This window comes from Terrabacter carboxydivorans, from assembly GCF_039532035.1.
Taxonomy (GTDB): Bacteria; Actinomycetota; Actinomycetes; order Actinomycetales; family Dermatophilaceae; genus Terrabacter; species Terrabacter carboxydivorans.
Genome location: NZ_BAAARE010000013.1, coordinates 92355 through 119004, shown reverse-complemented (window position 1 = coordinate 119004; position 26650 = coordinate 92355). Strand labels below are relative to the sequence as shown.

Sequence of the window (26650 nt, the reverse complement as noted above, 5' to 3'; positions counted from 1 at the left end):
CAGTGGGAATCCGGTCGTGGTTCGGGTTGGACCGGCCCGAGGCAGCCGAGCCGGTGCGCTCGGGACCACCGACCACCGAGCAGCTGGTCGGGGCGCTCGACGCCATCGAGCTGCAGGCCCGCGAGGGCAAGGTGCCCGGTGTCGTGCTCTCCCGGCTGCTGCGGGTCACCCGGATCGTGCGCCAGACCCTGCCGCGCCTCGACAACCTCGGGCTCGGCAGCGCCCAGGGCTACAGCGTCATGGCGACGGCCACCGACTACCTGCCGGTCGCCATCGGCAACTACCTGCGTCTGCCGCGTGACTGGGCCGACACCCGTCCCATCGCCGCCGGGAAGAGCTCGGTCATGCTCCTCGTCGACCAGCTCGACCTGCTCGGCACGACGATGGACAAGGTCTACGACGCCGTATGCCGTGCCGACGCCGAGGCGATCATCGTGCACGGGGCGTTCCTCGAGCAGAAGTTCGGGCAGGCCTCGACCGGGGGTGCGCTCGGGCTCGGGCCCGATCCCGTGCAGGTGGCCCCGCCTCCCGACCCGTCCCTGGCGCCCGGGCCCCTGGCCCCGCCTGCACCCGGCCCCCTGGCCCCGCCACAGTGAGGAAGCCCGCCGCATGACCACTGAGGAGTCGCGCCTGGCCGAGAGCCTGGAGCAGCTGAGCGACGTCGCGGCCGAGGCCGGGCTCGACCCGGCGGCAGCCCGCGACGAGGGGCTGCGGGTGGCGGCGGCGCTCGCCGAGGCGGTGCCGGGGGCGGCGCCTGCGTGGGCCGAGGTCGCGCACCCCGGGCTGACCGACGCGGCCTCCATCAACGAGGCCTTCTTCGAGGCGGCATCAAGCGGACGGCGCTGGCGCGGGGCCCCGACCGAGCTGCTCGAGGCGCTGGTCGGCGCGCAGCACTCGCTCGCCGAGGACTACGCGGAGGCGCTGACGGAGGTCGCCTCCTCCGCCGTCATGCTCGGCACGGCGCCGATCTGGGTCATCGCCAACGCGTCGGCCGCGTCGGGCGCCTACCTCGCGGCGGCCCGGATGCCCACGCACGGGGTGGGGGCGTTCCCCGGGATCGGCCCGGCCGGCATACCGAGACTGGGATTGGGGTCACCGGACACGATGCGGCCGAGCATCCCCGGCCCGATGGACCCTCGACTCGTCGACCCGAGGCTCGTGGATCCGCCTGCCGCACAGGGCAGCCCGGCCGATGGCACGGTGGGCGGCGCGACCGCGACCGCCGCCCCGGCCGAGCCCACCCCGGCGCCCGACAAGCCGGCCGAGCCGGAGCGCTCCGTCGAGGAGCTGCTCGCCGAGCTCGACCAGATGATCGGGCTGGCGCGGGTGAAGAAGGAGATCCACCGGCAGGTGGCCCTGCTCACCGTCGAGAAGATGCGCACCGAGGCGGGGCTGAAGGCACCGAAGATGAGCCGCCACCTCATCTTCGTCGGCAACCCGGGCACGGGGAAGACGACGGTGGCCCGGCTCGTCGGCGGCATCTACAAGGCGCTCGGCCTGCTGCCCACCGGCCAGCTCGTCGAGGTCGACCGCAGCGAGCTCGTCGCCGGCTACGTCGGCCAGACCGCGATGAAGACCGCCGAGGTCTGCGCCAAGGCGACCGGTGGCGTGCTCTTCATCGACGAGGCCTACGCCCTGACCGGCGACCAGTACGCCCAGGAGGCGGTCAACACCCTCGTCAAGGAGATGGAGGACCGCCGCGAGGACCTCGTCGTCATCGTGGCCGGCTACCCCGACCCGATGGTCGGCTTCATCGCCCAGAACCCGGGCCTCGCGAGCCGGTTCACGACGACGATCGAGTTCGACGACTACTCCGACGACGAGCTGCTCGCGATCCTCGACTCCATCGCCGGGGGCAGCGACTACGAGGTGACGGGTGAGGCGCGCACCCGGGTGCGCCACCAGCTCGAGGCGACGCCGCGCACCCCGGCCTTCGGCAACGGCCGCTTCTCGCGCAACCTCTTCGAGCACGCCGTCGGCCGGCACGCGTGGCGCCTCAAGGACGCGACGGAGCCGACACGCGACGAGCTGCGTCTACTCACCGCAGACGACTTCACCGAGCAGCCCGACGAGCCGGGGGAGTCCCCCGAGCAGTCCCCCGAGCAGCCCGAGGATCCGGCGGCGGTCAGGGCAGACCCTGATGGTCCGACCGGCACCGATGGGGCAGTCTCGGACGAGCACGACGAGCACGACGAGCAGGACCGGCAGCCCGACGGCCACGGGAACGAGCACGAGGACACCCCATGAGCGCACCGACGACGAACATCCCCGTCGCCATCCCGGCGGGCGGCTCGTCCGGCACGCCTGCTGCCCAGCAGCCGCGGACCATCGCGGGGAGCCTGTCCGGTGGCGTCCCCGGAGCACGCGGCATCGCCGGACGGCTGCTGCACGGCACCCCGGGTCGCATGCGCCTCTTCGGGCTGCTGGGCGTCATCGCCGCCGTGCTGCTCGGGGCCGTCAGCGCCAACGCGCTGCTCGCCTCCCAGGCCGCCGTCGAGCGGGCCGCCAACAACACCGCCCAGGTGGTGCGCGCGCAGTCGATCCACGTCGACCTCCTCCGGGCCGACGCCGTCGCCACCAACGCCTTCCTCGTCGGGGGGCTCGAGTCCCCCGACTCCCGCGCGAGGTACGAGGGCGCCATGGCCCGCGTCGCGTCCGGCATCGCCAGGGCCGCCGCGGCCCAGCCGGCCGACGGCACCGCGCTCGGCGCGCTCTCCGAGCGCGTGCAGACGTATGCCGCCCTCGTCGAGCAGGCACGCTCCAACAACCGCCTCGGCCTGCCGGTGGGCGCGCAGTACCTCACCCAGGCGAGCGCCGGGCTGCGTGCCGACGCGATCCCCATCGTCGTGCAGGTGGTCAAGGCCAACGAGCAGCGCTCGCAGAAGGAGTTCGACCGGAGCAACTCGAGCCTGCAGCTGCTCGTCGGCGTCGTGTCGCTCATCGGTCTCGTCGCCATCGCGGTCTGGCTCGCCCGCCGCACGCACCGCTACCTCAACGCCTCCCTGACGGGCGCGATCGCCCTGCTCCTCGTCGCCCTCTTCGTCACGGCGACCACCATCACCGGCATCGGCACCGCGACGCGCGACGTCGCCCGCGGCGACTTCCAGAGCGCGGTCACGCTCGCCGACATCACGACCGCCGCCAACGACGCCCGCGCCAACGAGAGCCTCACCCTCATCAAGCGGGGCTCCGGTCAGGCCAACGAGACGTCGTGGAAGACCGACAAGTCGGCCGTCGACACCGACCTCGCGCGTCTCGAGAGCTCCGCGCGGCTGACCTCCCTCTGGGGCGCCTACGTCGACGCGCACGTCAAGGTCCGTCAGCTCGACGACGGTGGACGCTGGGACGAGGCGGTCAAGCTGTCGACGAGCGGGGCCTCAGCCGGCGCCGCCAAGACCTTCGACGACTTCGACGTCGCCGTCACCCAGGCCCGCGACGATGCCGCCAAGGCCACCGTGACGAGCCTCAACGGGCTCGGGGGCAGCGCGCCGCTCATCGCGGTCGTCGTCGCCCTCGCGGCGCTCGTCGCGTCGTGGCTCATCACCCGAGGTATCGGCCAGCGGATCGAGGAGTACCGATGAGCGCGCTGACCACGGCGCTGCGCCGTCGCCTCTCCACGCTGGTGGCCGTGGCCGGACTGGGCGCCCTCGCCGGGTGCTCCGGCGTGACCTACGCCGAGACCGAGCTGCCCACGACCGCAGCGCCGAAGCCGTCGAGCAGTGCACCCGCCGTCGCGGCGCCGACGTGCACCAACGCCACGCAGTCCTACGACCCGCTCCCCAGCCTGCCGAGCCGCGACCAGATCACCGACCCGACGATGCGCGACAGCATCATCAAGCGCGGCTACCTCGTCGTCGGGGTGTCGGCCGACACCTACCTCTTCGGGGCCCGCAACGCCTTCACCGGCGGCATCGAGGGCTTCGACATCGACATGTCGCGCGCCGTCGCCAAGGCGATCTTCGGTGATCCGAACAAGATCCAGCTGCGCGTCATCACTGCCGGCGACCGCATCCCGCTGCTCAAGGACCGAGAGGTCGACATGGTGGCGCGCAACATGTCGATGACGTGCGGCCGCTGGAACGACATCGCCTTCTCCGCCGAGTACTACCGCTCCGGTCAGAAGGTCCTCATCTCCAAGAGCCTGCTCACCGACGACAAGAACGCCGGCTCCTGGGGACTGCCCGAGCTCAAGGGCAAGCGGGTCTGCGCCCCCGCCGGGACGACGTCGCTGACCAAGCTCCAGCAGGTGCAGGGTCCGGTCGTCGTCACCGCCGCGACCCACACCGGCTGCCTCGTGCTGCTCCAGCAGGGCAAGGCCGACGCCATCACCGGTGACGACACGGTGCTGGCCGGCCTCGCGGCGCAGGACCCCAACACCCTCATCACCAGCGCCAAGGCCGTCACCGTCGAGCCCTACGGCCTGGGCCTGAACAAGGCCGACACCTACCTCGCCCGCTACGTCAACCGCGTCATCGCCGACCTCGAGGCGGACGGACAGTGGAAGGCGATCTACAACCGCTGGCTGGCAGGACCGCTCGGGCCCGCCCCGGCGCCCCCGACACCGGTCTACGGACGATGACAGCCGTGCCGCAGAGCCAGCCGGACCCGGGCACCGCAGCACCGACGGCGCCCGGCCGCCTCGGCGTGCCGGTCCAGGCGGCCGAGGCACAGACCTACCTCTTCGCCCTGCGCCAGTGGGTCGCCCAGCGCCGCGCCGACCTCGGCGAGGTCGACCGGGCCGTGCTCAAGCTCTCGCAGGCCGAGCAGGTCGCGATCACCAACGACCTCACCGTGGCACTGACCTTCTGGAAGGCGGTGAGCGACCGGCTGACCCTGCTCGAGACGACGTTCGACGGCGGCCGCGTCGGTCCCGTCGAGGCCGAGCGCCTCTCGACCCTCATCCACGGACGGCTCGACTCCAACACCACCGAGCACCTGTCGCTGCCGTCCAGCGGGTCGCTCGCCGTCAGCCTCCCGGAGGCGTGCCGGCTGCTCGACTCGCTCACCCGGACCCTCCAGGCGCGGGCCTCGCTCGCTCCCGGCGCCGCCGAGGCGACCCAGCGGATCACCCTGGTCCGCGCGGGGATCGAGCGCACGCGCGACCAGGTCCCGCTCGTCCCGGCCGGCGCCCAGCGCGACGACGCCGAGGAGAAGCTCATGCGGCTCGGCCGTCGCATGGACGACCTCGTCGAGCGCGCCCGCCGCGGCGCCGACGTCGGCGGCATCATCGGCCCGCTCGAGATCGACGTCGCCGTGCTCGAGCGCGACCTCATCGTCGCCGCCGCCGAGCGCGCCTCGGCGGCCCGCAGCCGCGTGCGCACCCAGCAGCAGGTCGAGGAGCTCGACGCCCGGGCCGCCGCGATCCGCGCCCTCGAGCGTGCCTGCGTCGAGGCGATCACCCCCGCACCGCACCTCGCCATCCCCAACGTCCGCGCGCTGGGACCGGTGCCGCAGGCGGCAGCCGAGCTCACGGCATACCGCGCCAAGCTCGAGAGGGTCTCCCGCGCCCTCGACCTCGCCCACGAGACGTATGCCGCGGGGCTCGCCGAGCGCGACGAGGTCGTCGGTCTCGTCGGCGCCGTCGGAGCGATGGCAGGGTCCGTCGTGCTGGCACCCGAGGTCGCCGACGACGTGGCCGAGCTGCGGCGACGGCTCGACGCGACGCTCTCCGCACGTCCCCTGCCGATCGCCCGCGCCCGCGCGCTGGCCGCCGCCTTCTCCGCCTACGTCGACGCGGCCACCCGCCCGCAGCCCCGCGCCGGACGCCCGACGGCGAGCCCACCGACCGCGCCCCCGCAGAGCCCCACAGCATCCCGAACTCCTGCACCCCGACCCCAGAGGCCACGCCCATGACCTGCACGCAGCCGGGCTGCACCGGAACGATCATCGACGGCTACTGCGACGTGTGCGGCATGGCCGCCGGGTCCAACCCGGTGCCCGTCGGCACCGGCGCCACCAGCGCCACCAGCGCCACGGGTCACCACGGCGGCACCTCCGCCGGTGCGTCCGGGGCGTCCGGGCCCGCGGCCGCCGGCGGTCCGGCCATCCCCGAGGGGGGCGCCTGCCAGCAGCCGGGGTGCAGCGGCACGATCGAGTCCGGCTACTGCAACGTCTGCGGCACACCGGCCGACCAGCTGAGCGCCGCCGGCTACGCCTCCCCCGCCGACCCGTCCAGCCCGTCGGCCTCGTCCGGTGCGCCCGCCTCGTCGGCGGTCTCGTCGGCGGTCTCGTCGGCGGTCTCGTCGGCCGTCTCGTCGGCCGTCTCGTCGGCCAGCGCGAGCTCCGGGGGCACCGCAGGCGTCGGCCCCGAGATCTCCACCCGGTCTGCGGCCTCGAGCAACCTCGCGTCGGCAGCCTTGGGCTCCAAGCGGGCCCGCGAGTCGGGGTCCATCGCGACGCGTCGCACCGGAGGCTCCCAGCGCCTGCGCTCCGCACGTCTCGGAGGCGGCATCACGACGGTGCGTCCGGCCCCCGAGATCGACGCCGCCAAGGCGCTCCTCAAGGACCCGTCGGTCCCGGAGAACAAGCGCTACTGCCCCAAGTGCGGCGAGCCCGTGGGCCGCGGCCGGGACGGCAAGCCCGGCCGCACCAACGGCTTCTGCGCCAAGTGCCGCCACCCGTTCTCGTTCGACCCCAAGCTCAAGGCGGGCGACCTCGTCGCCGGGCAGTACGAGGTGGCGGGCTGCCTCGCCCACGGCGGCCTCGGCTGGATCTACCTCGCCCGCGACAAGAACGTCTCCGACCGGTGGGTCGTGCTCAAGGGCCTGCTCAACTCGGCCGACCCCGACGCCCTCGCCGCGGCCATCGCCGAGCAGCGGTTCCTCGCGCAGGTGTCGCACCCGAGCATCGTCGAGATCTACAACTTCGTGACCCACGACGACGCCGGCTACATCGTCATGGAGTACGTCGGTGGCACGTCGCTCAAGTCGATCCTCAAGCAGCGCCTCCAGGCGGCCGGGAAGTACGACCCGCTGCCGGTCGACCAGGCCCTCGCCTACATCCTCGAGATCCTGCCGTCGTTCCAGTACCTCCACGACCTCGGGCTCGTCTACTGCGACTTCAAGCCCGACAACATCATCCAGGTCGGTGACGAGGTCAAGCTCATCGACCTCGGCGGCGTGCGCCGGGCCGACGACGACGACTCGGCGATCTTCGGCACCGTCGGCTACCAGGCCCCCGAGGTCGCCGAGCTCGGGGTCTCCGCAGCCTCCGACATCTACACGATCGGGCGCACGCTGGTCGTGCTGACGATGGAGTTCCGCGGCTACCAGACGACCTACCTCAACGTCCTGCCGGCGCAGGACACCGTGCCCGTCTTCCAGCGCTATGACTCCTTCTACCGGCTCGTCGCCAAGGCCTGCGCGCCCAACCGCGACGACCGCTTCGTCTCCGCCGACGAGCTGCGCTCGCAGATGGTCGGCGTGCTGCGCGAGGTCGTGGCCCTCGACCGGGGCTCCGGCGCAGCGACCACCACGGTCAGCTCGCTGCTCTTCGACGTGCCGACCCCCGGCGTCGAGCCCGACGACTGGCGCAACCTGCCGGCCCTGCGCCGGGACCCGCACGACCCGCAGACCGGCTGGCTGACGACGGTGTCCGGCACACCTGAGGAGCGCCTCGGCGTGCTCTCCCGGGCGGCCGTGCGCACGACCGAGGTGCTGCTCGAGCAGGCCCGCACCGCCCTCGACGCCGGCCAGCCCGACGTGGCCGAGTCCACCGCGGTCGAGCTGCTCAAGGCCGACCCCTGGGAGTGGCGGGCCGTCTGGGTGCAGGGGCTCGCCGCGCTCGAGCGGGGCGACTCGCGCTCCGCCCAGGCGGCCTTCAACGCCGTCTACGGCCAGGTCCCGGGCGAGCTGGCACCCAAGCTGGCGCTCGCCCAGGCCTCGGAGCAGGCCGGCGACGACGCCGTCGCCGAGAACCTCTACGTGGCCTGCGCCCGCACCGACGCCACCTACGTCCCGATGGCCGCCTTCGGACTCGCCCGCATCCGGGCCGCGCGCTCGGACGTCGACGGGGCCGTCGCGGCATACCGGCTCGTCCCCCCGCAGTCGAGCGCCTACCGCACGGCACGAGCGGGACTCGCCGAGCTGCTCGCCCGCGCCAACCGCGGCCTGCCCGACCTCGCCGAGGCCCTGCGCACGCTCGACGACACGTCGCTGTCGGCGCGGCGCCGGGCCGAGCTGACGACGCTCATCTACCGTGAGGCGCTCGTGACGGTGGAGCAGACCGGCAACAAGGCCGACGTCCGCCTCGGCGAGCACAAGGGCACCCCCAACGGCCTGCGCGTCGGGCTCGAGGAGGCCCTGCGCGAGCTGGCCAAGCGAACCCCCGAACTGTCCGAGCGCGTCCCCCTCGTCGACGAGGCCAACGCCATCCGACCCTGGAGCCTCTGGTGACCGACACCCCCACGACGGGAGCGCCCCAGCCCGCTCCGGTCACACCCGCCGACCCCGCTGCCGCCACGGCGCCGACCGCGTCCGGTCAGGCAGCGGGAGCGCCGGCCGCGTCACGCGACTGCCCGGCCTGCGGCACGGCCAACCCCGTCGAGGCGAGCTTCTGCGAGGCCTGCGGCACGGACCTCGTCGTCGCTCCCCGGGCGGCTGCTGCGACCTCCGGGCAGCCCCAAGCACCGTTCCCCTCGGGATCCGACGCGGGGTCCACGGCCGCAGACCCCGACGGCGCGGTGCTCGCCACGGCGACCCCGCAGACCGCCCCGGCCGGCGAGGAGTCGCCACTCGACGTCGGCTGGACCGGCGCCGTGCCGTCGGCCGCCGTGCCATCCGCCGCCAACGACGACGAGCCGACCTGTCAGGCCTGCGGGCAGGGCCGCATCGTCGACGGCTACTGCGACCAGTGCGGCACTCCCCCGCCCAACCCGCGCGACCACCTCGTCGAGTCACCGACGAGCTGGGTCGGCGGGGTCTGCGACATCGGCAGGAGGCACGCGCGCAACGAGGACGCCATGTCCCTCAGCGCCGCCGACGGGCCCGGCTCGCGCGCCGTCCTCGTCGTCTGCGACGGCGTCTCGATGGCGACCGACTCGCACATCGCCTCGCTCGCCGCCGCCCAGGCCGCCCGCGCCGTGCTCGACCAGCCGTTCCCCAAGGGAGTCGGCACGCCGGACGCGTGGGCCGCCGGCGCAGGTCGGGCGCTGACGAGCGCCGTCGCCCGCGCCAACGAGGCCGTCGCGGCCGCGGTGGTCGAGGACGTCCCGAACCCGCCCTCGTGCACCCTCGCCGCAGCGGTCGTCGAGGACGACGTCATCGTCGCCGGCAACGTCGGCGACAGCCGCGTGTACTGGCTGCCCGACGCGGACGACCAGCCCGCGACCCAGCTCGGACGCGACGACTCGTTCGCCCAGGAACAGATGGCCGCCGGGGTGCCGCGGCTCGAGGCCGAGAACGGCCCCCACGCGCACTCGATCACGCGCTGGCTGGGCCGCGACGCCCCAGACGACCTCACGCCGCACCTGACGACCGTCACGGCCACCGCGACGCCAGGGTGGCTCATGGTCTGCTCCGACGGGCTGTGGAACTACTGCTCCGAGGCCGAGGCCCTGCGCGGGCTCCTGCGCGACGCCGCGGCCCGCGTCGACGACGTCACGCCCACCACCGTGGCCCAGGCGCTCGTCGACTTCGCCAACGAGCAGGGTGGACGCGACAACATCACGGTTGCCCTCGCCAGACTGGCTGGGCGAGGATCGAGCACGACGACCGAGGCGACCGCAACGGCGGCGCCGGTGGAAGGGGACCCGACGGATGGCTGACTTCACCGCAGAGGTGTTCCAGAACGAGTTCCTGCCCGACGGGGGCACCGACGTCCACGCCATCGTGCGCGTGACCTCGACCGGTGCGTCCGCGGCGACCGCCTCGGCCGGCCTGGCCGACCCCGGGTCCGCCGCCGAGGTCATCCTCATCGACACCTCCGGATCGATGGGTCGCCGGGGCGTCCAGGCTGCCGGCGAGGCAGCCAAGGCCGCCCTCGCCGAGATCGTCGACGGCACGCTCTTCTCGATCGTCTCCGGCAACGGCACCGCCCAGATCGTCTACCCCTACAGCCACCAGGGCGCGCTCGTGCCGATGTCGGCCCACACCCGGGGCGAGGCCAACCGGGCCATCGAGGGGCTGCGCGCCAACGGCGGCACCGCCATGGGCACGTGGCTCACCCTGGCCCGCCAGATCTTCGAGACGGTCCCCTACGTCACCAAGCGCCACGCGATCCTGCTCACCGACGGCGTCAACGAGGGCGAGACCCAGGCCTCGCTCCAGGCCGCGGTCGCGAGCTGTGTCGGAGCGTTCCAGTGCGACTGCCGCGGCGTCGGTGACCAGTGGCGCGTCGACGAGGTGCGCGGCATCGCCTCGGCCCTGCTCGGCACCGTCGACCTCATCCCGGCGCCGGAGGAGATGGCCGCCGAGTTCGAGGCCATGATGCGCGCGTCGATGTCGCGGGGCGTCGCCAACTCCGAGCTGCGCGTCTGGGTCCCGCAGGGGGCCGAGCTGCTCTTCGTCAAGCAGGTCTCGCCCACCCTCGAGGACCTCACCTCGCGCCGGACCGTCGTCAACCCGCTCACCGGCGCCTACCCGACCGGCGCGTGGTCCGACGAGAGCCGGGACTACCACGTCGCCGTCCGGCTCCCGGCCCGCACGCTGGGCCAGGAGCAGCTCGCCGCGCGGGTGCAGTTCTCGCTCGGCGGGGACCCGGTCGCCCAGGCGCTCGTCAAGGCCAAGTGGAGCAACGACGACTCCCTGACCACCCGCATCGACCCCGCCGTCGCCGCCTACACCGGGCAGGCCGAGCTCGCCACGGTCATCCAGGAGGGGCTCGCGGCCAAGGCCGCCGGTCAGGACGACGTCGCGACCGCCAAGCTCGGCCGCGCCGTGCAGCTCGCGGACTCCACGGGCAACGACGAGATGACGACGCGCCTGAAGAAGGTCGTCGAGATCGACGACGCCGACACCGGGACCGTCCGGCTCAAGAAGGGCGCCTCGAAGATCGACGAGATGTCGCTCGACACGGCCTCGACGAAGACGAGCCGGGTGCGCCGATGAGTGCCGTCTGCCCCAACGGCCACACCTCCGAGGCCGAGGACTACTGCGACACCTGCGGCTCCCCGATCGACGCGAGCGCCCAGCCCGCGCCGGCTGTCGCCGGCGGCGAGGTGGTAGGCGCGTCGTCGTCCCGTTCGTCGCTCGACCTCGAAGCACCGGGTATGCCGTCCGCTGCTGCAGGTGCCCCCGCGGAGGCAGCGCCCACCCCCACCGCGCTCGAGTGCCCCAACTGCAAGACCGAGAACCCCGACGGCGCGCTCTTCTGCGAGGCCTGCGGCTACGACTTCACGACCGGCGCGATGCCGCGCGACCCCGCCGCGGGTCCGGGCGGCCTCGAGGACACCGAGCCTGACGGTGAGGCCGTCCCCGGCCCCTCGTCCGGCACGTCCGGCACGTCCGGCACGTCCGGCACGTCCGGCACGTCCGGCACGTCCGGCACGTCCGGAGCAGGCGGCGCTCCGGCAGGAGCCGCCGCGGCAGCGGGAGGGACCGGACCGGACGGCGCAGCCGAGTCGTTCGAGTGGCTGGCCGAGGTCTGGGTCGACCCGGACTGGTACCAGACCCAGGAGGCCGAGGACCCGTGCCCGTCGCCCGGGCTGCCGACGATCATGCCGCTGCGCCACCGCAGCGTCCTGCTCGGGCGCGTCTCCACGAGCAAGAACACCCGGCCGGAGATCGACCTCTCCTCCGACCCCGGGGTGAGCCGCCGGCACGCCCAGCTGACCACCGACGGCACGCGCTGGTTCGTCGAGGACCTCGGCAGCTCGAACGGCACCTTCGTCGGGCCCGCGGCCGGACCGCTGCCCGTGACGGCCATCGCGGTCGGCCCCAAGACCGAGCTCAGCGACGACGACCGGCTGTACGTCGGGGCCTGGACCCGCGTCGTGGTGCGACGCGCCACGCCCGACGAGGTCGAGGCCTACGCCTGACGGATCCCCTCTCGACTGGCCTCGGCGTCGTATCCGCCCCACCTGGCCCTGAGGGCCCGGGAGATCGTGTGACGACGGGGCCACTCGAGCTGGTGGTGGGGCCGTGTCGTGTGACGACAGGGCGACCCGAGTGAGGGCTGGGGCCGGACGGGACGGCATACGTCGTCGTGGCGGAAGTTGAACGGCACCTGAGGTCCGGCGACTTTTGGGGCGATCCCCCCTAGGGTGGTGCAACGTGAGCGACCGGGCCCTCCACTCCGTCGACATCCCGCAGGTCATCGTCGTCACCGGCGTCATGGCAGCGGGCAAGTCGACCGTCTCCCAGCTCCTCGCGGAGCGCTTCTCCCGTGCGGTGCACCTGCGCGGCGACGAGTTCCGCCGCGTCGTGGTGCGCGGCCGCGTCGACATGTCGCCGCACGGCGACCCGGAGGCCGAGCGACAGCTCGCGCTGCGCCACCGGATCACGGCGCGCACCGCCGACACCTACGCGGACGCCGGGTTCACGGTCGTCGTGCAGGACCTCTTCGTCGGGGCGAGCCTGACCCGCTTCCTCGAGCAGGTGACGACGCGCCCCCTCAGCCTCGTCATGCTGGCCCCCGACGTCAGCACGGTGATGCAGCGCGAGTCCGAGCGCGTCAAGGTCGGCTACGGCGACCTGTGGTCGATCCGCGACTTCGACCACACGATGCGCACCGAGACCCCCCACATCGGGCTCTGGCTCGACAGCTCTCAGCAGACGCCCGACGAGACCGTCGAGGAGATCGTCGGCCGGCTCGACGAGGCACGGATCGCCTAGATGACGACGCTCACGATCGGTCAGGTCGCCGAGCGCACCGGCGCGGCGACCTCCGCGCTGCGCTACTGGGAGGACCTCGGCCTCATCGGCTCGGTGCGCACGTCGGGCAACCAGCGGCGCTACGAGCGGAGCACCATCCGCCGGGTGTCCTTCATCCGCGCCGCGCAGCGAATCGGCCTGTCCCTGGACGAGATCGGCGCCGCGCTGGACACGCTTCCCGAGGGCCGCACCCCCACCGCCGCCGACTGGGCTCGGCTCTCGCGTGGCTGGCGCGGCCGTCTCGACGAGCAGATCCTGCGCATCGAACGGCTGCGCGACCAGCTCGAATCGTGCATCGGCTGCGGGTGCCTCAGCCTGCGCACGTGCGCGCTCAACAACCCGTCCGACGTGCTCGCCGACCGCGGCCCGGGGGCCGTGCTCCTCGAGTCCTGACCTCCCGTCCCGCCGACGACGTATGCCGTGTGGCCGGCCGACGAGAGGCCCCGCCGTCCCCGTGGGGGCGGCGGGGCCTCTCGTCAGACGCGTACGTGGTGGTCGGATCGAGCGGCTGGTCGGTGCCAGCGCGCATTGGTCGACTGCGCGGCTGGACGCCTCGTCAGGGCTCGCGCGGCGGGTCGACCTGCTGCGGGCAGCGTCCCGCTCGCTCAGTCGGTGCGGTCGGACGGGACCGCCGAGTCCGGGGCCGGGACGCCGGGACCGCCGCCGGGGCCGGGCGCGCCCGCCCCGACCCCTGCCATCTCCGGCACGCCGTCGGCTCCCCCGGGAGCGCCCGCCGAGTCGTCGAGGTCGGCCGCGGCACCCGCGAACTGCGCGGCATACAACGTCGCGTAGGCGCCGCCGGTCGCGAGCAGCTCGGTGTGCGAGCCCTGCTCGACGATGCGGCCGTCCTCCATGACGAGGATGAGGTCGGCGTCGCGGATCGTCGAGAGGCGGTGCGCGATGACGAAGCTCGTGCGGTCCGAGCGCAGCGCAGCCATGGCGTGCTGGACGAGCAGCTCGGTGCGGGTGTCGACCGAGCTCGTCGCCTCGTCGAGGATGAGCAGCGCCGGGTCGGAGAGGAACGCGCGCGCGATCGTGACGAGCTGCTTCTCGCCGGCCGAGATGTTGGACGCCTCGTCGTCGAGCACCGTGTCGTAGCCGTCGGGCAGCGAGTGCACGAAACGGTCGACGTAGGTTGCCTTGGCGGCGGCCACGACCTCCTCGTCGGTGGCCCCCGGGCGGCCGTAGGCGATGTTGTCGCGGATGGTGCCGCCGAAGAGCCACGTGTCCTGCAGCACCATGCCGATGCGCGAGCGCAGGTCGTGACGCGTCAGGGCGCGGATGTCGACGCCGTCGAGCGTGATCCGGCCTCCGTCGAGCTCGTAGAACCGCATGATGAGGTTGACGAGCGTCGTCTTGCCCGCGCCGGTGGGTCCGACGATGGCGACGGTCTGGCCGGGGCTCACCGACAGGTCGAGGTCCTCGATGAGCGGCTTGTCGGGCGTGTAGGAGAACGACACGTGCTCGAAGGCGACGGCGCCGTGCGGGTCGTCGATGCGGGCCGGCTCGACCGGGTCGGGCTCCTGCTCGTCGGCGTCGAGCACCTCGAAGACGCGCTCGGCCGAGGCGACACCCGACTGGAGCACGTTGGCCATCGAGGCCACCTGCGTCAGCGGCTGGGTGAACTGCCGGGAGTACTGGATGAAGGCCTGCACGTCGCCGAGGCTCATCGTGCCCGACGCGACCCGGAGGCCGCCGACGACGGCGATCGCGACGTAGTTGAGGTTCCCGACGAACATCATGACCGGCATGATGATGCCGCTGATGAACTGGGCCCCGAACGCGGCGCCGAAGAGCTCGTCGTTCTTCTCCTTGAAGTTCGCCCGGGTCTCCTTCTGCCGTCCGTAGACCTTGACGAGGCCGTGCCCGGTGAAGGTCTCCTCGACGATGCCGTTGAGCTCACCGGTGTTGCGCCACTGCTGGACGAAGAGCTTCTGCGAGCGCTTGGCGATGAGGCTCGTCACGACGATCGAGATCGGGATGGTGACGAGGGCGATGAGCGCGAGCAGCCACGAGATCCAGAACATGATGCCGAGGACCGCGATGACGGTGAGCAGCGAGTTGAGCAGCTGCGAGAGGGTCTGCTGGAGCGACTGGCCGACGTTGTCGATGTCGTTGGTGACCCGGCTCAGCAGCTCGCCGCGCGGCTGGTTGTCGAAGTAGGGCAGCGGCAGCCGGTTGAGCTTGGCCTCGACCTCCTGGCGCAGGTCGTACATCGTGCGCTGGAGCACGCCCTGCAGGATCCAGCCCTGGATCCACATGAGCAGGGAGGCCGCGACGAAGAGGCCGACGACGAGCATGAGCACCCGGCCCACGGCGTCGAAGTCGATGCCCTGCCCGGGGGTGAAGGCGACGTTGCCGAGCAGGTCGGCATACGTGCCCTGGCCACGCGCGCGCAGCCCGGCGATCACCTGCTCCTTGGTCGTGCCGGGAGGTGCGTACTGGCCGACCTGGCGGCCGATGACGCCGGCGAAGATGAGGTCGGTCGCCTTGCCGAGGATCTTCGGGCCGATCGAGCTGAGCGCCACGCTCGCCACGGAGAGCACGAGGACGAGGACGACCTTGGCGCGGTGGGGGCGCAGGCGGCCGATGAGCCGCTTGGCCGACGGGCCGAAGTTGAGCGACTTCTCGCCCGGCTGGCCCATCTGCATGTGCGGCGGACCGCCCCTGCGGGCGGGGCCGCGGCGGCTCTCTGCGGCCTTCTCCTCGGCCGTCTTGACTCCCTCGGCCATCAGGCCGCCTCCTCCGCGCTGCGCTGGGACTCGACGATCTCCTGGTAGGTCTCGCAGGAGTCGAGGAGCTGGTCGTGCGTGCCCTGGCCGACGACTCGGCCGTCCTCGAGCACGATGATGTGGTCGGCGTCGACGATGGTCGACACGCGCTGGGCCACGATGACGACCGTGCTGTGGGCCGTGGCGGGCCGCAGCGCCCGACGCAGCCGCGCGTCGGTCGAGAGGTCGAGCGCCGAGAACGAGTCGTCGAAGAGGTAGATGTCGGGCCGTTTGACGATGGCCCGGGCGATGGCGAGGCGCTGGCGCTGGCCGCCCGAGACGTTGGTGCCACCCTGGGCGATGGCCGCGTCGAGCCCGCCCATCACCTGGACGAAGTCCTGACCCTGGGCGATGCGCAGGGCGTCCCACAGCTCGTCGTCGGTCGCCTCGGGGTTGCCGTAGCGCAGATTGGTCGCCACCGTGCCGCTGAAGAGGTAGGGCTTCTGCGGGACGAGGCCGATGCGGCCCCACAGCTCGTCGAGCTCGAGGTCGCGCACGTCGACCCCGCCGACGCGGACCTTGCCGGCCGAGGCGTCGAAGAGCCGGGGCACGAGACCGAGGAGGGTCGTCTTGCCGGCGCCGGTCGAGCCGATGATCGCCGTGGTGCGCCCGGGCTCGGCCCGGAAGCTGACGTCGCGGAGCACCGCGGCCTCGGCACCCGGGTAGTGGAAGTCGACGCCGGCGAGCTCGAGGCCGGCGGACCCGGTCGGCAGGCGCAGCGGCTGCACCGACTCGACGACCGAGGACTCGGTGTCGAGCACCTCCTGGATGCGGGTGGCCGAGACCGAGGCGCGCGGGATCATCGTCGCCATGAAGGTTGCCATCATGACCGCCATGAGGATCTGCACGAGGTAGGACAGGAACGCCGTCAGCTCGCCGATCTGCATGTCGCCGGAGTCGATGCGGTGGCCGCCGAACCACATGACCGCCACGGTCGACAGGTTGAAGATGAACATGACGATCGGGAAGACGAGCGCCATGAGCCGGCCGACCTGCAGGCCGGCGTTGGTCAGCAGCCCGTTGGCCTCGGCGAAGCGGGCCTCCTCGTGCTCCTCACGCACGAACGCGCGCACGACGCGGATGCCGGTGATCTGCTCGCGCATCACGCGGTTCACGCCGTCGAGCGAGGTCTGCATGCGCCCGAACCACGGCACCATCCGCGAGATGACGAGGCCGACGAAGAGGCCGAGCAGCGGCACCGCGACGGCGACGAGCCACGACAGTCCGACGTCCTCGCGCAGCGCCATGATGATGCCGCCGACCATCATGATCGGCGTCGTCACGAGCAGCGCGAAGCCCATGAAGACCACCATCTGCACCTGGGTTACGTCGTTGGTGTTGCGGGAGATGAGCGTCGGCGCCCCGAAGCGGGTCACCTCCTGGGCGGAGAAGTCGACGACCGTCCCGAAGAGGTTGCCGCGCACGTCGCGACCCATCGCCATCGCGACGCGTGCCGCGAGGAAGGTGGCGCCGACGGACGCCGCGATCTGCACGAGGCTGACGGCGAGCATGATGCCGCCGTGGCTGACGATGAAGCCGGTGTCGCCCTTGGCCACGCCCTGGTCGATGATCTCGCCGTTGAGGCTCGGCAGGTAGAGCGAGGCCATGGTGCTGACCAGCTGGGCCAGGCAGATGAGCACGATCTGGCCCGAGTAGGGGCGCAGGTGACTGCGGAGCAGCCTGATCAGCATGAGCGTGCCTTTCGGAGCATGGTGTCGCTGGACGACGGTAGGGACTCACGTGGGGTGAGGGTCAACAGGTTTGTCACGGGCGTGCCTCCCGGTCGCCGGCCAGGTGGCGCGGGTCGCCACCGAGCTGGGCGTGGAGCTCGGCGATGGACAGGCCGCTCTCGGTGGCGGGCCGTCGGCACACGACCCCGAAGAGCACGGTGTCGACGATCTCCTCGGGCGTCAGCACCCGGCCGTCGGCGATGCCCGGGTGGCTGCCGGAGAAGGTGAGCAGCCGGATGCGGTGGACGACGTCGGCCGCGGGCACGACGAGGTGGTCCTCGTCGTGGACGAGCAGCCCGTGGACGGCCTCGAGCAGCGGCTGGTGCGCGGCCTCGTGCGCGCCGTCGTCCAGGTGCCCGCGCAGGTGCCGGCCCGCCTCGTAGCACGCGTCGTGCAGACCCCGGTTCGGCGGCTGGCTCAGGCCGAGGGCGGACATCAGCCCGAAGACCTCGGTGAAGCGCAGCTGCATGATGCGGGTGAAGTCCACGAGCCGGTCGCGCAGGGAGCCCTCGGGGTCGATCGCCGCGACCCGTCGACGCACCGGTGCCGGGCAGAAGGCGGCCTGGACGGCCTCGTTCTCGAGGACCTCCTTGGTCGGGAAGACCCGGAAGATCGTGCCCTCCGCGACCCCGGCCTCCTGGGCGATCTCGCTCGTCGTCGGCTTGCGGCCCTCGCGGTGGGCGAGCCGCACGAACACCTCGATGAGGGCGTCGCGCCGGTCGTCGGGGTCCATCGGGGCCGCCCGGCGCTGGGCCGGTCGAGCAGCCCCCTCGACTGGTGTCGTCACCGGTCCATCATGAATGAGTGAGCACTCACTCACAAGCGGTTTCGTCGAAAGCGACGCCGTCGCGTCAGACGAGCAGCCCGTCCGCGACGAGGTCGCGCAGCGCCGGCACCGCCTCGGCACGCACTTGGTCCGGATCGAGGCCCAGCACCGTCGCGATGGCGTCGAGCGCCGCGCGCGCGGTCAGCTCGCCCTCCGCGACGCCGAGGTATGCCGCGAGCAGCGTCCCGGCGCGCACGACCCGTCCCAGCCCGCCGCCCTGACGCACGAGGATGACGCTGGGGTCCTCCGCCCCGGGCCTGCCGTGCCGCTCCTCGGTCACGTCGGACGCGCACGACCACGCGACGTCGAGGACGTCGTCGTCCGAGTGCTCGGCGAGCCAGGTGCGGGCCCGCAGGCCGGCATCGACCGCCGGGCCCATGGGAGCCGCGACCGGGCCGTGCGCCTCGTCGAGGGAGCGCCACACGGGCCGGTCCGTCGCCGGACGCTGGAGCGTCACGACCCCGAAGCCGACGCGCACGACGTCGCGCGAGGCGAAGTCACGCAGCCACGCGGCATACATCCGGGAGTGCGCCTCGCTGCCGGGCTGGGCACCGCCGTCGCGAGCCCACAGCTCGGCGTACTCGGCCGGGTCCTGCGACTCGCGCTGGACGACCCAGGCGTCGAGGGCCACCCCGTCGCTAGCCTGCTCCTCGAGCCAGTCGCCCCACACGTCACGCCAGGTGCGGCCTGCCGGGACCTCCCAGTTGCCGAGGAACTGTGCGACGCCGCCGGGCTCGAGCACCGTGCCGACCTGCCGCACGAGCGACCGGACGAGGGTGTCTCCCGCACGCCCCCCGTCGCGGTACTCGTAGAGCGGGAGGTCCTCGTCGCGCGGCGTGATGACGAAGGGCGGGTTGCTCACCACGAGCGAGAAGCGTTGTCCCGCAACAGGATCCAGCAGGTCACCCGCGAGCAGCTCGAAGGGCGGCACGTCACCCGAGCGCGCGGAGGCGGCGAGCGCGACGTTGAAGGCGGCATACGCCAGCGCCCGCTCGGAGATGTCGGTCGCGACGATGGCACCCGCGTGGCCCGTCAGGTGAAGGGCCTGGACCCCGCAGCCGGTGCCGAGGTCGAGCGCCCGGTCGACGGGTCGGCGCACCGTCCACGACGCCAGGGTCGTCGAGGCGCCGCCGATGCCGAGCACGTGGTCGGGGCGCAGCGGCCCGCCGACGGCCAGCTCGGAGAGGTCCGAGGCCACCCACCAGTCGTGGGCGTCGTCGCCGTAGGGGCGCAGGTCGCACGTCGCGACGGCCTCACGGTCGGAGGTCGCCGGACGGTCGTGGGCGAAGCCGGCGCGGGCGGCGCCGAGCCGGACGAGGCCGAGCGCGACCGCTCCGTCGACCCCGAGCGTCGGCAGCGCCTCGGCGAGGGCCGACGCCGCGACCGGACGGCCGAGGGTGAAGAGCCGGACGAGCACCCCGCACGCGTCCGCCGCGAGGTCGGGCGACGGCTCGGTCGCCAGCAGCGCCGGCAGCGGCTGCTCGCGGTGGAGCGCCGCCGAGGCGACGGGGCCCAGGCGGTCGGCGACGCCGTCGACGGTGAAGCGGGCCGCCGTGAGGTCGGCGCGGAGCCGCGCGACCAGGGCCTCGTCGACGACGGGGGTGTCGCTCAGGATCCCTCGCCCGGTGCGCCCACCGCGGCGTCGCTCGCGGCGAGCGCCGCCTCGAGGGTCGGGTGGATCTCGAAGACCTTGTCGAGCCCGGTGATGGCAAAGACCTTGAGCACGCGGTCGTCGGCGCCGACGAGGCGCATCGAGCCGCCGCGCGTCCGGGTCAGCTTGAGGCGGCCGACGAGGACGCCGAGGCCCGTCGAGTCCAGGAACGTCACGTCGGTGAGGTCGACGACGAGCTGCGTGCGACCACCCTGGATCTGCTCGTCGAGCTTCTCGCGGACGAGCGGCGCCGTGTAGACGTCGATCTCGCCGCCGAGGTGGACCACTGTCTGACTGCCGTGGTCGGCTCGGGTGATCGAGAGATCCACCTGTGCCCCTTCCTGTGCCCACACGTGCCAAAAGCTTCCGGTTGCGTCCGGCGGGGCCGCTGCCGCGCGACAGGCGATCATCGGCTGACGGTGACCTGAGGGGTCCCGCCAGTCAGGCTCCCGTGGCTGACCGACTGCGCAGTAACCTGCCCCGCACGACGGTTACCGTACCCCGACGGCATACGGTTGCTCCACATGAACGGGGAGTCAGCGCCCACGGGACCCGTGCCGGAGGATCTCCTGCGCACGCTCGTCGGTGACCACCCCGAGCGGCTCGTCCACGTGCACGAGGTGCCGGCGCGCCGCGCGGTCCACGCGGACTGGCCGGAGTGGGTCGAGCCGACCCTGCTGGGGGCCCTGCTCGCGTCGGGCATCGAGGCGCCGTGGTCGCACCAGGTCGAGGTCGCGCAGGCTGCCCACGCCGGGCGGCACGTCGTCGTCAGCACCGGGACGGCGTCGGGCAAGAGCCTGGGCTACCACCTGCCGATGCTCAGCGACCTCGTCTCGGGGGCGAGCGCGCCGAACGGCCGCGGCGCGACGGCGCTCTACCTCTCCCCCACCAAGGCGCTCGCGGCCGACCAGCTGAGCCGCATCGACCGGCTCGCCCTCCCGGCCGTGCGGCCCGCGACCTACGACGGTGACACCCCCACGGACGAGCGCCGCTGGATCCGCGACCACGCCAACCTCGTGCTGACCAACCCCGACCTGCTGCACCACTCCCTGCTCCCAGGGCACGAGCGGTGGAGCTCGTTCCTGCGGGCGCTGCGCTACGTCGTGGTCGACGAGTGCCACGTCTACAAGGGCGTCTTCGGGTCCCACATGGCCGCGGTCCTCCGCCGCCTGCGACGGGTCGCCGCGCGCTACCGCGCCGAGCCGACCTTCGTCTTCGCGTCCGCGACGGTCGCCGACCCCGAGGAGCACGCCTCACGCCTGCTCGGTATGCCGGTCGTCCCGGTCACGCAGGACGGGTCGCCCCGTGCGTCCATGACCTTCGCCCTCTGGGAGCCGCCGCTGCTCGTCGACGAGACCGGCCAGCCGCAGCGGGTCAGCACCATCACCGAGACCGGCGAGCTGCTCGCGGGGTGCGTGCGCGAGCGCGTGCAGACCGTCGCCTTCGCGCGGTCGCGCGCCGGGGTCGAGGTCGTGGCCCGGATCGCCAAGGAGCGGGTGTCGGTCACCGATGAGGGCCGGGTCGCCGCCTACCGCGGCGGCTTCCTGCCCGAGGAGCGGCGCGAGCTCGAGCGGTCGCTGCGCTCCAAGGAGCTGCTCGGGCTCGCCGCGACCAACGCGCTCGAGCTCGGCGTCGATGTCAGCGGGCTCGACGCCGTGCTGCTCGCCGGCTGGCCGGGCACGCTGTCGTCGCTCTGGCAGCAGGCCGGACGTGCGGGGCGTTCGGGGGCTCGCTCGCTCGCCGTGCTCGTCGCCGCCGACGACCCGCTCGACACCTTCGTCGTGCACCATCCCGAGGCGATCTTCGGGCGCGGGATCGAGGCCACCGTCGTCGACCCCGACAACCCGCACGTGCTCGCGCCGCACCTCGCGGCCGCCGCCGCCGAGCTGCCGGTGACCGAGGCCGACGTCGCGGTATTCGGACCGCAGACGCGGGTGCTGCTCGACGCGCTCGTGGCCCGCGGCATCCTCAAGAAGCGACCGCGGGGCTGGTTCTGGGGCCGTGAGGACCGTCCCGCCGACCACCTGTCGCTGCGCGGCGCCGGAGAGCCCGTGCGCATCATCGAGACCCGCACCGGCCGCGTCGTCGGCACCGTCGACGACGCGGCCGCCCACTCCCAGGTGCACACCGGGGCGGTGCACCTGCACCAGGGCCAGACGTGGGTCGTCACCGAGCTCGACCTCGACGACCACGCCGCCTTCGCGGTGCGCGGCGACCCCGGCTGGACGACGCAGGCGCAGTCGGTCAGCGACTTCCAGATCGTCCACGAGACCGAGCACGAGGACTGGGGGCCGCTGCGCTGCTCGTTCGGCCACGTCAGCGTGCGCCACCAGGTCACCTCGTTCCTGCGACGGCTGCCCGGCGGCGAGGTGCTGGGCGAGCACCCGCTCGACCTGCCGCCGCGCACCCTCGCGACCAAGGCGGTGTGGTGGACGATGCCCGTCGAGGACCTCGCTGCTGCCGGGGTGGACGAGGACGGCATCCCCGGAGCGGCGCACGCCGCCGAGCACGCGGCGATCGGCATGCTCCCCCTCTTCGCGACGGCGGACCGTTGGGACATCGGCGGCGTCTCGACGGCCCTGCACCCCGACACGGGACTGCCGACGATCCTCATCTACGACGGCCATCCCGGAGGCGCTGGCTTCGCAGAGCGGGGCTTTCGTCGAATCCGACCGTGGCTCAGTGCAACCCGTGAAGCCATCGCGTCGTGCGAGTGCGCAACCGGCTGCCCTTCGTGCATCCAGTCGCCGAAGTGCGGCAACGGCAACGAGCCCCTCGACAAGCGCGGCGCCGTCGCGCTGCTCGACCTCGTGCTGCGCAACGCCGGCCCCGCGCCCCACGCGACCGCCTGACGCAGATCCCCGCGGGCCCGTGGAAGGTGGCGCCAGCGCCACGGACCACACTCTGAGACATAATCCCGAGTTATTTGACCGGTAACGCCGCGCTATTCGAAACTCCCATGCAACGGATAGGGAAAGCACCGATCCGCCGACACCCTCAGGAGACCGTCCATGCGCCGCCCAACGCTCGCTTCCAGCGCCCTCGCCGCCATCGCCGTCACCGCGACCATGGGCCTGACGGCATGCGCGGGCGGTGGGGCCAGCGACAGCGTCGCGGCAGCCGGGACCGCTGCTTCGGGCGGCGCCACGACGAGCACCGTCAACCTCTACGCGTATGCCGTCCCGAAGGTCGGCTTCGACGTCGTCATCCCCGCCTTCCAGAAGACCGCAGCCGGCAAGGGCGTGCAGTTCCAGCAGAGCTATGGCGCCTCGGGCGACCAGAGCCGCAAGGTCGCCGCCGGTGCCGAGGCCGACTTCGTCAACTTCTCGGTCGAGCCCGACATCACCCGCCTCGTCGACGCCGGACTCGTCGACCCGAGCTGGAATGCCAACGCCCACAAGGGCATTCCCTTCGGCTCGGTCGTCACGATCGTCGTGCGCAAGGGCAACCCGAAGGGCATCAAGGACTGGGACGACCTGCTCAAGCCCGGCATCGAGGTCGTCACGCCGAACCCGTTCTCGTCCGGCTCGGCCAAGTGGAACCTCCTCGCGCCGTACGCCGCCAAGAGCAACGGCGGCGCCGACAAGGCCGCCGGCCTCGCCTACATCTCCGCGCTCGTAAAGGACCACGTCAAGGTCCAGCCCAAGTCGGGCCGCGAGGCCACCGAGACCTTCCTGCAGGGCAGCGGCGACGCCCTCCTCAGCTACGAGAACGAGGCCCTCTTCGTCGAGAAGAGCGGCGACCCCGTCGAGCACGTGACGCCGCCCACGACCTTCAAGATCGAGAACCCGGCCGCCGTGCTCAAGGGCAGCAAGAACCTCGCGACCGCAACGGCGTTCGACAACTACCTCTACACGCCGGAGGCCCAGAAGCTTCTGGCCGGGGCCGGCTTCCGCCCGGTCGACCCGACGGTCGCGCAGGAGTTCGCCTCCAAGTTCCCCAACCCGGCGAAGCTCTGGACCATCGCCGACCTCGGTGGATGGAAGACCGTCGACAGCACGCTCTTCAAGAAGGACGTCGGTGACATCGCCAAGATCTACGACCAGGCGACACAGTGACGGCCCGCACCGACGAGCAGCGGGGGGGCCTGCGTCCGGAGACGGACGTGGCGCCCCTGCCGCCGCGTCCGGACGCGAAGTCGACGGACGGCATACGACCGGGCGCTGACGCATCGAGGGCGGACGACCGACTCAGCGCCGACGCGGCTTCCCCCGCTCCGCACGGTGGGCCCGGGAAGGGGCTGGGAGGGTCAGGACTGGGCGGGCTGCGGCGTCCGCTCGGCGTCGGGGTCGTCACGCTCTGGCTCAGCATCATCGTGCTGCTGCCGCTCGCGGCTCTCACGGTGGCCGCGTTCGGCGACGGCCTGACCGGCTTCTGGGAGGCGGTCACGGCCCCGACCGCGCTCGCCGCGCTGTGGGTGACCGTCCTCGTCTCGGCGGGGGTGGCGCTCGTCAACGCGGTCCTCGGCACCCTCGTCGCGTGGGTGCTCGTGCGCGACGAGTTCCGAGGCAAGCGCATCGTCAACGCCTTCATCGACCTACCGTTCGCGCTGCCGACCATCGTCGCGAGCATCGTGCTGCTCGCGCTCTACGGACCCAACAGCCCCATCGGGGTCGAGCTCAACGCGACTCGGTGGGGACTGGTCGTCGCGCTGCTCTTCGTCACCCTGCCGTTCGTCGTCCGGTCGGTGCAGCCCGTCCTCATCGAGGCCGACCGCGAGGTCGAGGAGGCCGCCGCCTCGCTCGGCGCCTCCGGCTGGACGACGTTCCGCCGCATCGTCCTGCCGACCCTGGCCCCGGCGATCCTCAGCGGCACGGGCCTCGCCTTCGCGCGGGCCATCGGCGAGTACGGCTCGGTCGTGCTCATCGGCGGCAACATCCCGCGCGAGACGCAGGTGGCGTCGCAGTACATCCAGCAGCAGATCGAGATCGACCGTCCGCAGGCCGCCGCCGCGGTGTCGGTCGCCCTGCTCGCCATCGCGTTCCTCACGCTGCTCGTGCTGCGTGTCGTGTCGAGCCGCACCCAGCGACGTGAGGAGCGTGACGCATGAGGGTCTCTCGTGGCACGCGCCTGTCGCTTCGCGTCGTGGCGCTCGGCTACCTCTTCGTCCTGCTGGCCGTGCCGATCGGCGTGATCCTCTGGCGCACCTTCGAGCCCGGTCTCGCCACCTTCGTCGCCTCGATCTCGACGCCCGCCGCAAGGTCTGCGCTGAACCTGTCGCTGCTCATCGTGGCGATCACCGTCCCGATCAACGTCGTCTTCGGTGTCGCCACCGCGATCGCCTTGGTGCGCGGTCGTTTCCGCGGTCGAGGGCTGCTCCAGGCCGTCGTCGACCTGCCGTTCGCGGTGTCCCCCATCGTGGTCGGCGTCGCGCTCATCATGCTGTGGGGCGCCGGCGGCTGGTTCGGGGCGCTCGACCGCGCCGGCTTCCAGGTCATCTTCGGCATCCCGGGCATGGTGCTCGCGACGATCTTCGTCACCCTGCCCTTCGTCGTGCGCGAGGTGGAGCCGGTGCTCCACGAGATCGGCACCGAGCAGGAGCAGGCCGCCTCGACGCTCGGGGCGGACGGCTGGCAGACGTTCTGGCGCATCACGCTGCCGGCGATCCGCTGGGGCCTGACCTACGGCGTCGTCCTCACCGTCGCCCGGGCGCTGGGTGAGTTCGGGGCCGTGATCATGGTCAGCTCGGGCTTCCCCGGCGTCTCGCAGACGCTGACGCTGCTCGTCCACTCGCGCTACATCGACGACCACAACACCTACGGCGCGTATGCCGCCGCCACCCTCCTCATGGGCATCGCGCTCGTCGTGCTGCTGCTCATGACCGTGCTCGACCGCAAGAGGAGCGACCGATGATCACCGTGACCAGCGCCCGGAAGAGCTACGGCTCGTTCGCAGCCCTCGACGACGTCAGCATCGACATCCCGAGCGGCTCGCTCACCGCGCTGCTCGGCCCGAGCGGGTCGGGCAAGTCGACGCTGCTGCGCTCCATCGCGGGGCTCGAGAGTCTGGACTCGGGCACCGTGACCATCCAGGGCCGCGACGTCACGACCGAGCCTCCGCAGCGCCGAGGCATCGGTTTCGTCTTCCAGCACTACGCCGCCTTCAAGCACATGACGGTCCGCGACAACGTCGCCTTCGGGCTGACCATTCGCAAGCGGCCCAAGTCGGAGGCGAACAAGAAGGTCGACGATCTGCTCGAGATCGTCGGGCTCGAGGGCTTCCAGCACCGCTACCCGGCCCAGCTCTCGGGTGGGCAGCGCCAGCGCATGGCGCTGGCTCGGGCGCTCGCGGTCGACCCGCAGGTGCTGCTCCTCGACGAGCCGTTCGGCGCCCTTGACGCCAAGGTGCGCACCGATCTGCGGCAGTGGCTGCGGCGGTTGCACGACGAGGTGCACGTGACGACGGTGCTCGTCACCCACGACCAGGAGGAGGCGCTCGACGTCGCCGACCGGATCGCGGTGCTCAACAAGGGCCGCATCGAGCAGGTGGGCGACCCGGTCACGCTCTACGAGCGGCCGGCCAACGACTTCGTCATGGGCTTTCTCGGGTCGGTGGCCCGCCTCGGCGGCCAGCTCGTGCGACCCCACGACATCGTGCTCGAGCGCGATCGGGCCACCGCGCTGGCCCTCGACGCCAAGATCCCCGACTCCCCCGGCGTCATCGACGCCGTGGTCGAGCGCGTGGTGCCGCTCGGCTTCGAGGTCCGGGTCGACCTGCGCGCCGACTCCGGCGAGCGCTTCGCGGCACAGGTGACGCGGCGCGACGCGGCCGAGCTGCAGCTGCGGGAGGGCGAGACGGTGCACGCGCGAGCCGTCGCCCGGTCGAGCGTCGTCGAGCACGACCCCGCCCTCGCCATCTGACGC

At 72.5% G+C, this 26650-nt stretch carries 21 protein-coding genes; 16 read left to right on the top strand and 5 right to left on the bottom strand.

Translation table 11 applies throughout. The features are described 5' to 3' along the window. The first annotated feature begins 2 nt into the window (after nt 1–2). The 11 genes from ABD297_RS15445 to soxR all read left to right on the top strand — a co-directional run bounded on the left by ABD297_RS15445 (nt 3) and on the right by soxR (nt 13202). Nucleotides 3–596 (top strand): hypothetical protein, encoded by a 594-nt coding sequence (locus tag ABD297_RS15445; RefSeq protein ID WP_344255924.1) that lies wholly within the window; start codon nt 3–5, stop codon nt 594–596. Between the two features lie 13 nt (nt 597–609). Continuing rightward, on the top strand, nt 610–2247 hold the full coding sequence (locus tag ABD297_RS15440) for an AAA family ATPase (protein ID WP_344255923.1): 1638 nt from the start codon (nt 610–612) through the stop codon (nt 2245–2247). After that, entirely contained in the window at nt 2244–3581 is a 1338-nt protein-coding gene (locus tag ABD297_RS15435; protein ID WP_344255922.1) for a hypothetical protein, read from the top strand. The genes ABD297_RS15440 and ABD297_RS15435 overlap by 4 nt, the downstream gene beginning before the upstream one ends. Next, a complete protein-coding gene (locus ABD297_RS15430) occupies nt 3578–4579 on the top strand; it encodes a glutamate ABC transporter substrate-binding protein (protein ID WP_344255921.1) in 1002 nt (333 codons plus the stop codon). Before ABD297_RS15435 ends, ABD297_RS15430 begins: the two co-directional genes overlap by 4 nt. Before the next feature lie 5 nt (nt 4580–4584). After that, complete coding sequence (locus ABD297_RS15425) at nt 4585–5853, top strand: hypothetical protein (protein ID WP_344255920.1); 1269 nt, start codon at nt 4585–4587, stop codon at nt 5851–5853. Further along, a complete protein-coding gene (locus tag ABD297_RS15420; protein WP_344255919.1) occupies nt 5850–8393 on the top strand; it encodes a serine/threonine-protein kinase in 2544 nt (847 codons plus the stop codon). The genes ABD297_RS15425 and ABD297_RS15420 overlap by 4 nt, the downstream gene beginning before the upstream one ends. Next, complete coding sequence (locus tag ABD297_RS15415) at nt 8390–9763, top strand: protein phosphatase 2C domain-containing protein (protein WP_344255918.1); 1374 nt, start codon at nt 8390–8392, stop codon at nt 9761–9763. The genes ABD297_RS15420 and ABD297_RS15415 overlap by 4 nt, the downstream gene beginning before the upstream one ends. Further along, nucleotides 9756–11045, top strand: a complete 1290-nt coding sequence (locus ABD297_RS15410) for a VWA domain-containing protein (protein WP_344255917.1) — start codon at nt 9756–9758, stop codon at nt 11043–11045. The genes ABD297_RS15415 and ABD297_RS15410 overlap by 8 nt, the downstream gene beginning before the upstream one ends. Next, on the top strand, nt 11042–11974 hold the full coding sequence (locus tag ABD297_RS15405) for a double zinc ribbon and FHA domain-containing protein (protein WP_344255916.1): 933 nt from the start codon (nt 11042–11044) through the stop codon (nt 11972–11974). The genes ABD297_RS15410 and ABD297_RS15405 overlap by 4 nt, the downstream gene beginning before the upstream one ends. Nucleotides 11975–12209: 235 nt before the next feature. Beyond that, a complete protein-coding gene (locus tag ABD297_RS15400) occupies nt 12210–12770 on the top strand; it encodes a P-loop nucleotide/nucleoside kinase family protein (protein WP_344255915.1) in 561 nt (186 codons plus the stop codon). Beyond that, on the top strand, nt 12771–13202 hold the full coding sequence (soxR, locus tag ABD297_RS15395) for a redox-sensitive transcriptional activator SoxR (protein WP_344255914.1): 432 nt from the start codon (nt 12771–12773) through the stop codon (nt 13200–13202). It begins immediately after the preceding gene. A gap of 212 nt (nt 13203–13414) precedes the next feature. On the opposite strand, the gene ABD297_RS15390 is transcribed toward soxR, so the two are convergent. The 5 genes from ABD297_RS15390 to ABD297_RS15370 form a co-directional block, all read right to left on the bottom strand. After that, nucleotides 13415–15541, bottom strand: coding sequence for an ABC transporter ATP-binding protein (locus ABD297_RS15390; RefSeq protein WP_344255913.1), 2127 nt, complete (start codon nt 15539–15541; stop codon nt 13415–13417). After that, on the bottom strand, nt 15541–17271 hold the full coding sequence (locus ABD297_RS15385; RefSeq protein WP_344255912.1) for an ABC transporter ATP-binding protein: 1731 nt from the start codon (nt 17269–17271) through the stop codon (nt 15541–15543). Before ABD297_RS15385 ends, ABD297_RS15390 begins: the two co-directional genes overlap by 1 nt. A 73-nt stretch (nt 17272–17344) precedes the next feature. Continuing rightward, nucleotides 17345–18097: a TetR/AcrR family transcriptional regulator gene (locus ABD297_RS15380; RefSeq protein ID WP_344255911.1), complete on the bottom strand. Its 753-nt coding sequence runs from the start codon at nt 18095–18097 to the stop codon at nt 17345–17347. 64 nt (nt 18098–18161) lie between these two features. After that, a complete protein-coding gene (locus tag ABD297_RS15375; protein ID WP_344255965.1) occupies nt 18162–19751 on the bottom strand; it encodes a DUF7059 domain-containing protein in 1590 nt (529 codons plus the stop codon). Further along, nucleotides 19745–20116 carry an anti-sigma factor antagonist gene (locus tag ABD297_RS15370; RefSeq protein ID WP_344255964.1) on the bottom strand — a complete coding sequence of 124 codons (372 nt, stop codon included), beginning with the start codon at nt 20114–20116 and terminating at the stop codon, nt 19745–19747. Before ABD297_RS15370 ends, ABD297_RS15375 begins: the two co-directional genes overlap by 7 nt. A gap of 195 nt (nt 20117–20311) precedes the next feature. Between ABD297_RS15370 and ABD297_RS15365 the strand changes: the two genes are divergently transcribed. The 5 genes from ABD297_RS15365 (at nt 20312) to ABD297_RS15345 (ending at nt 26647) form a co-directional block, all read left to right on the top strand. Next, nucleotides 20312–22639 carry a DEAD/DEAH box helicase gene (locus ABD297_RS15365; RefSeq protein WP_344255910.1) on the top strand — a complete coding sequence of 776 codons (2328 nt, stop codon included), beginning with the start codon at nt 20312–20314 and terminating at the stop codon, nt 22637–22639. Nucleotides 22640–22798: 159 nt separating this feature from the next. After that, a complete protein-coding gene (locus ABD297_RS15360) occupies nt 22799–23845 on the top strand; it encodes a sulfate ABC transporter substrate-binding protein (RefSeq protein WP_344255909.1) in 1047 nt (348 codons plus the stop codon). Continuing rightward, nucleotides 23842–24837 carry a sulfate ABC transporter permease subunit CysT gene (gene cysT / locus ABD297_RS15355; protein WP_344255908.1) on the top strand — a complete coding sequence of 332 codons (996 nt, stop codon included), beginning with the start codon at nt 23842–23844 and terminating at the stop codon, nt 24835–24837. Before ABD297_RS15360 ends, cysT begins: the two co-directional genes overlap by 4 nt. Beyond that, nucleotides 24834–25640 carry a sulfate ABC transporter permease subunit CysW gene (cysW, locus tag ABD297_RS15350; RefSeq protein ID WP_344255907.1) on the top strand — a complete coding sequence of 269 codons (807 nt, stop codon included), beginning with the start codon at nt 24834–24836 and terminating at the stop codon, nt 25638–25640. The genes cysT and cysW overlap by 4 nt, the downstream gene beginning before the upstream one ends. Then, nucleotides 25637–26647, top strand: coding sequence for a sulfate/molybdate ABC transporter ATP-binding protein (locus tag ABD297_RS15345; RefSeq protein WP_344255906.1), 1011 nt, complete (start codon nt 25637–25639; stop codon nt 26645–26647). The genes cysW and ABD297_RS15345 overlap by 4 nt, the downstream gene beginning before the upstream one ends. Nucleotides 26648–26650 lie beyond the last annotated feature (3 nt).

Coding starts and splice junctions, on each gene's coding strand:
- ABD297_RS15430 (WP_344255921.1), top strand. CDS start 3,578: ATGAGCGCGCTGACCACGGCGCTGCGCCGTCGCCTCTCCACGCTGGTG.
- ABD297_RS15410 (WP_344255917.1), top strand. CDS start 9,756: ATGGCTGACTTCACCGCAGAGGTGTTCCAGAACGAGTTCCTGCCCGAC.
- cysW (WP_344255907.1), top strand. CDS start 24,834: ATGAGGGTCTCTCGTGGCACGCGCCTGTCGCTTCGCGTCGTGGCGCTC.
- ABD297_RS15345 (WP_344255906.1), top strand. CDS start 25,637: ATGATCACCGTGACCAGCGCCCGGAAGAGCTACGGCTCGTTCGCAGCC.
- soxR (WP_344255914.1), top strand. CDS start 12,771: ATGACGACGCTCACGATCGGTCAGGTCGCCGAGCGCACCGGCGCGGCG.
- ABD297_RS15435 (WP_344255922.1), top strand. CDS start 2,244: ATGAGCGCACCGACGACGAACATCCCCGTCGCCATCCCGGCGGGCGGC.
- ABD297_RS15365 (WP_344255910.1), top strand. CDS start 20,312: ATGAACGGGGAGTCAGCGCCCACGGGACCCGTGCCGGAGGATCTCCTG.
- ABD297_RS15405 (WP_344255916.1), top strand. CDS start 11,042: ATGAGTGCCGTCTGCCCCAACGGCCACACCTCCGAGGCCGAGGACTAC.
- ABD297_RS15390 (WP_344255913.1), bottom strand. CDS start 15,541: ATGGCCGAGGGAGTCAAGACGGCCGAGGAGAAGGCCGCAGAGAGCCGC.
- ABD297_RS15440 (WP_344255923.1), top strand. CDS start 610: ATGACCACTGAGGAGTCGCGCCTGGCCGAGAGCCTGGAGCAGCTGAGC.
- ABD297_RS15385 (WP_344255912.1), bottom strand. CDS start 17,271: ATGCTGATCAGGCTGCTCCGCAGTCACCTGCGCCCCTACTCGGGCCAG.
- ABD297_RS15420 (WP_344255919.1), top strand. CDS start 5,850: ATGACCTGCACGCAGCCGGGCTGCACCGGAACGATCATCGACGGCTAC.
- ABD297_RS15360 (WP_344255909.1), top strand. CDS start 22,799: ATGCGCCGCCCAACGCTCGCTTCCAGCGCCCTCGCCGCCATCGCCGTC.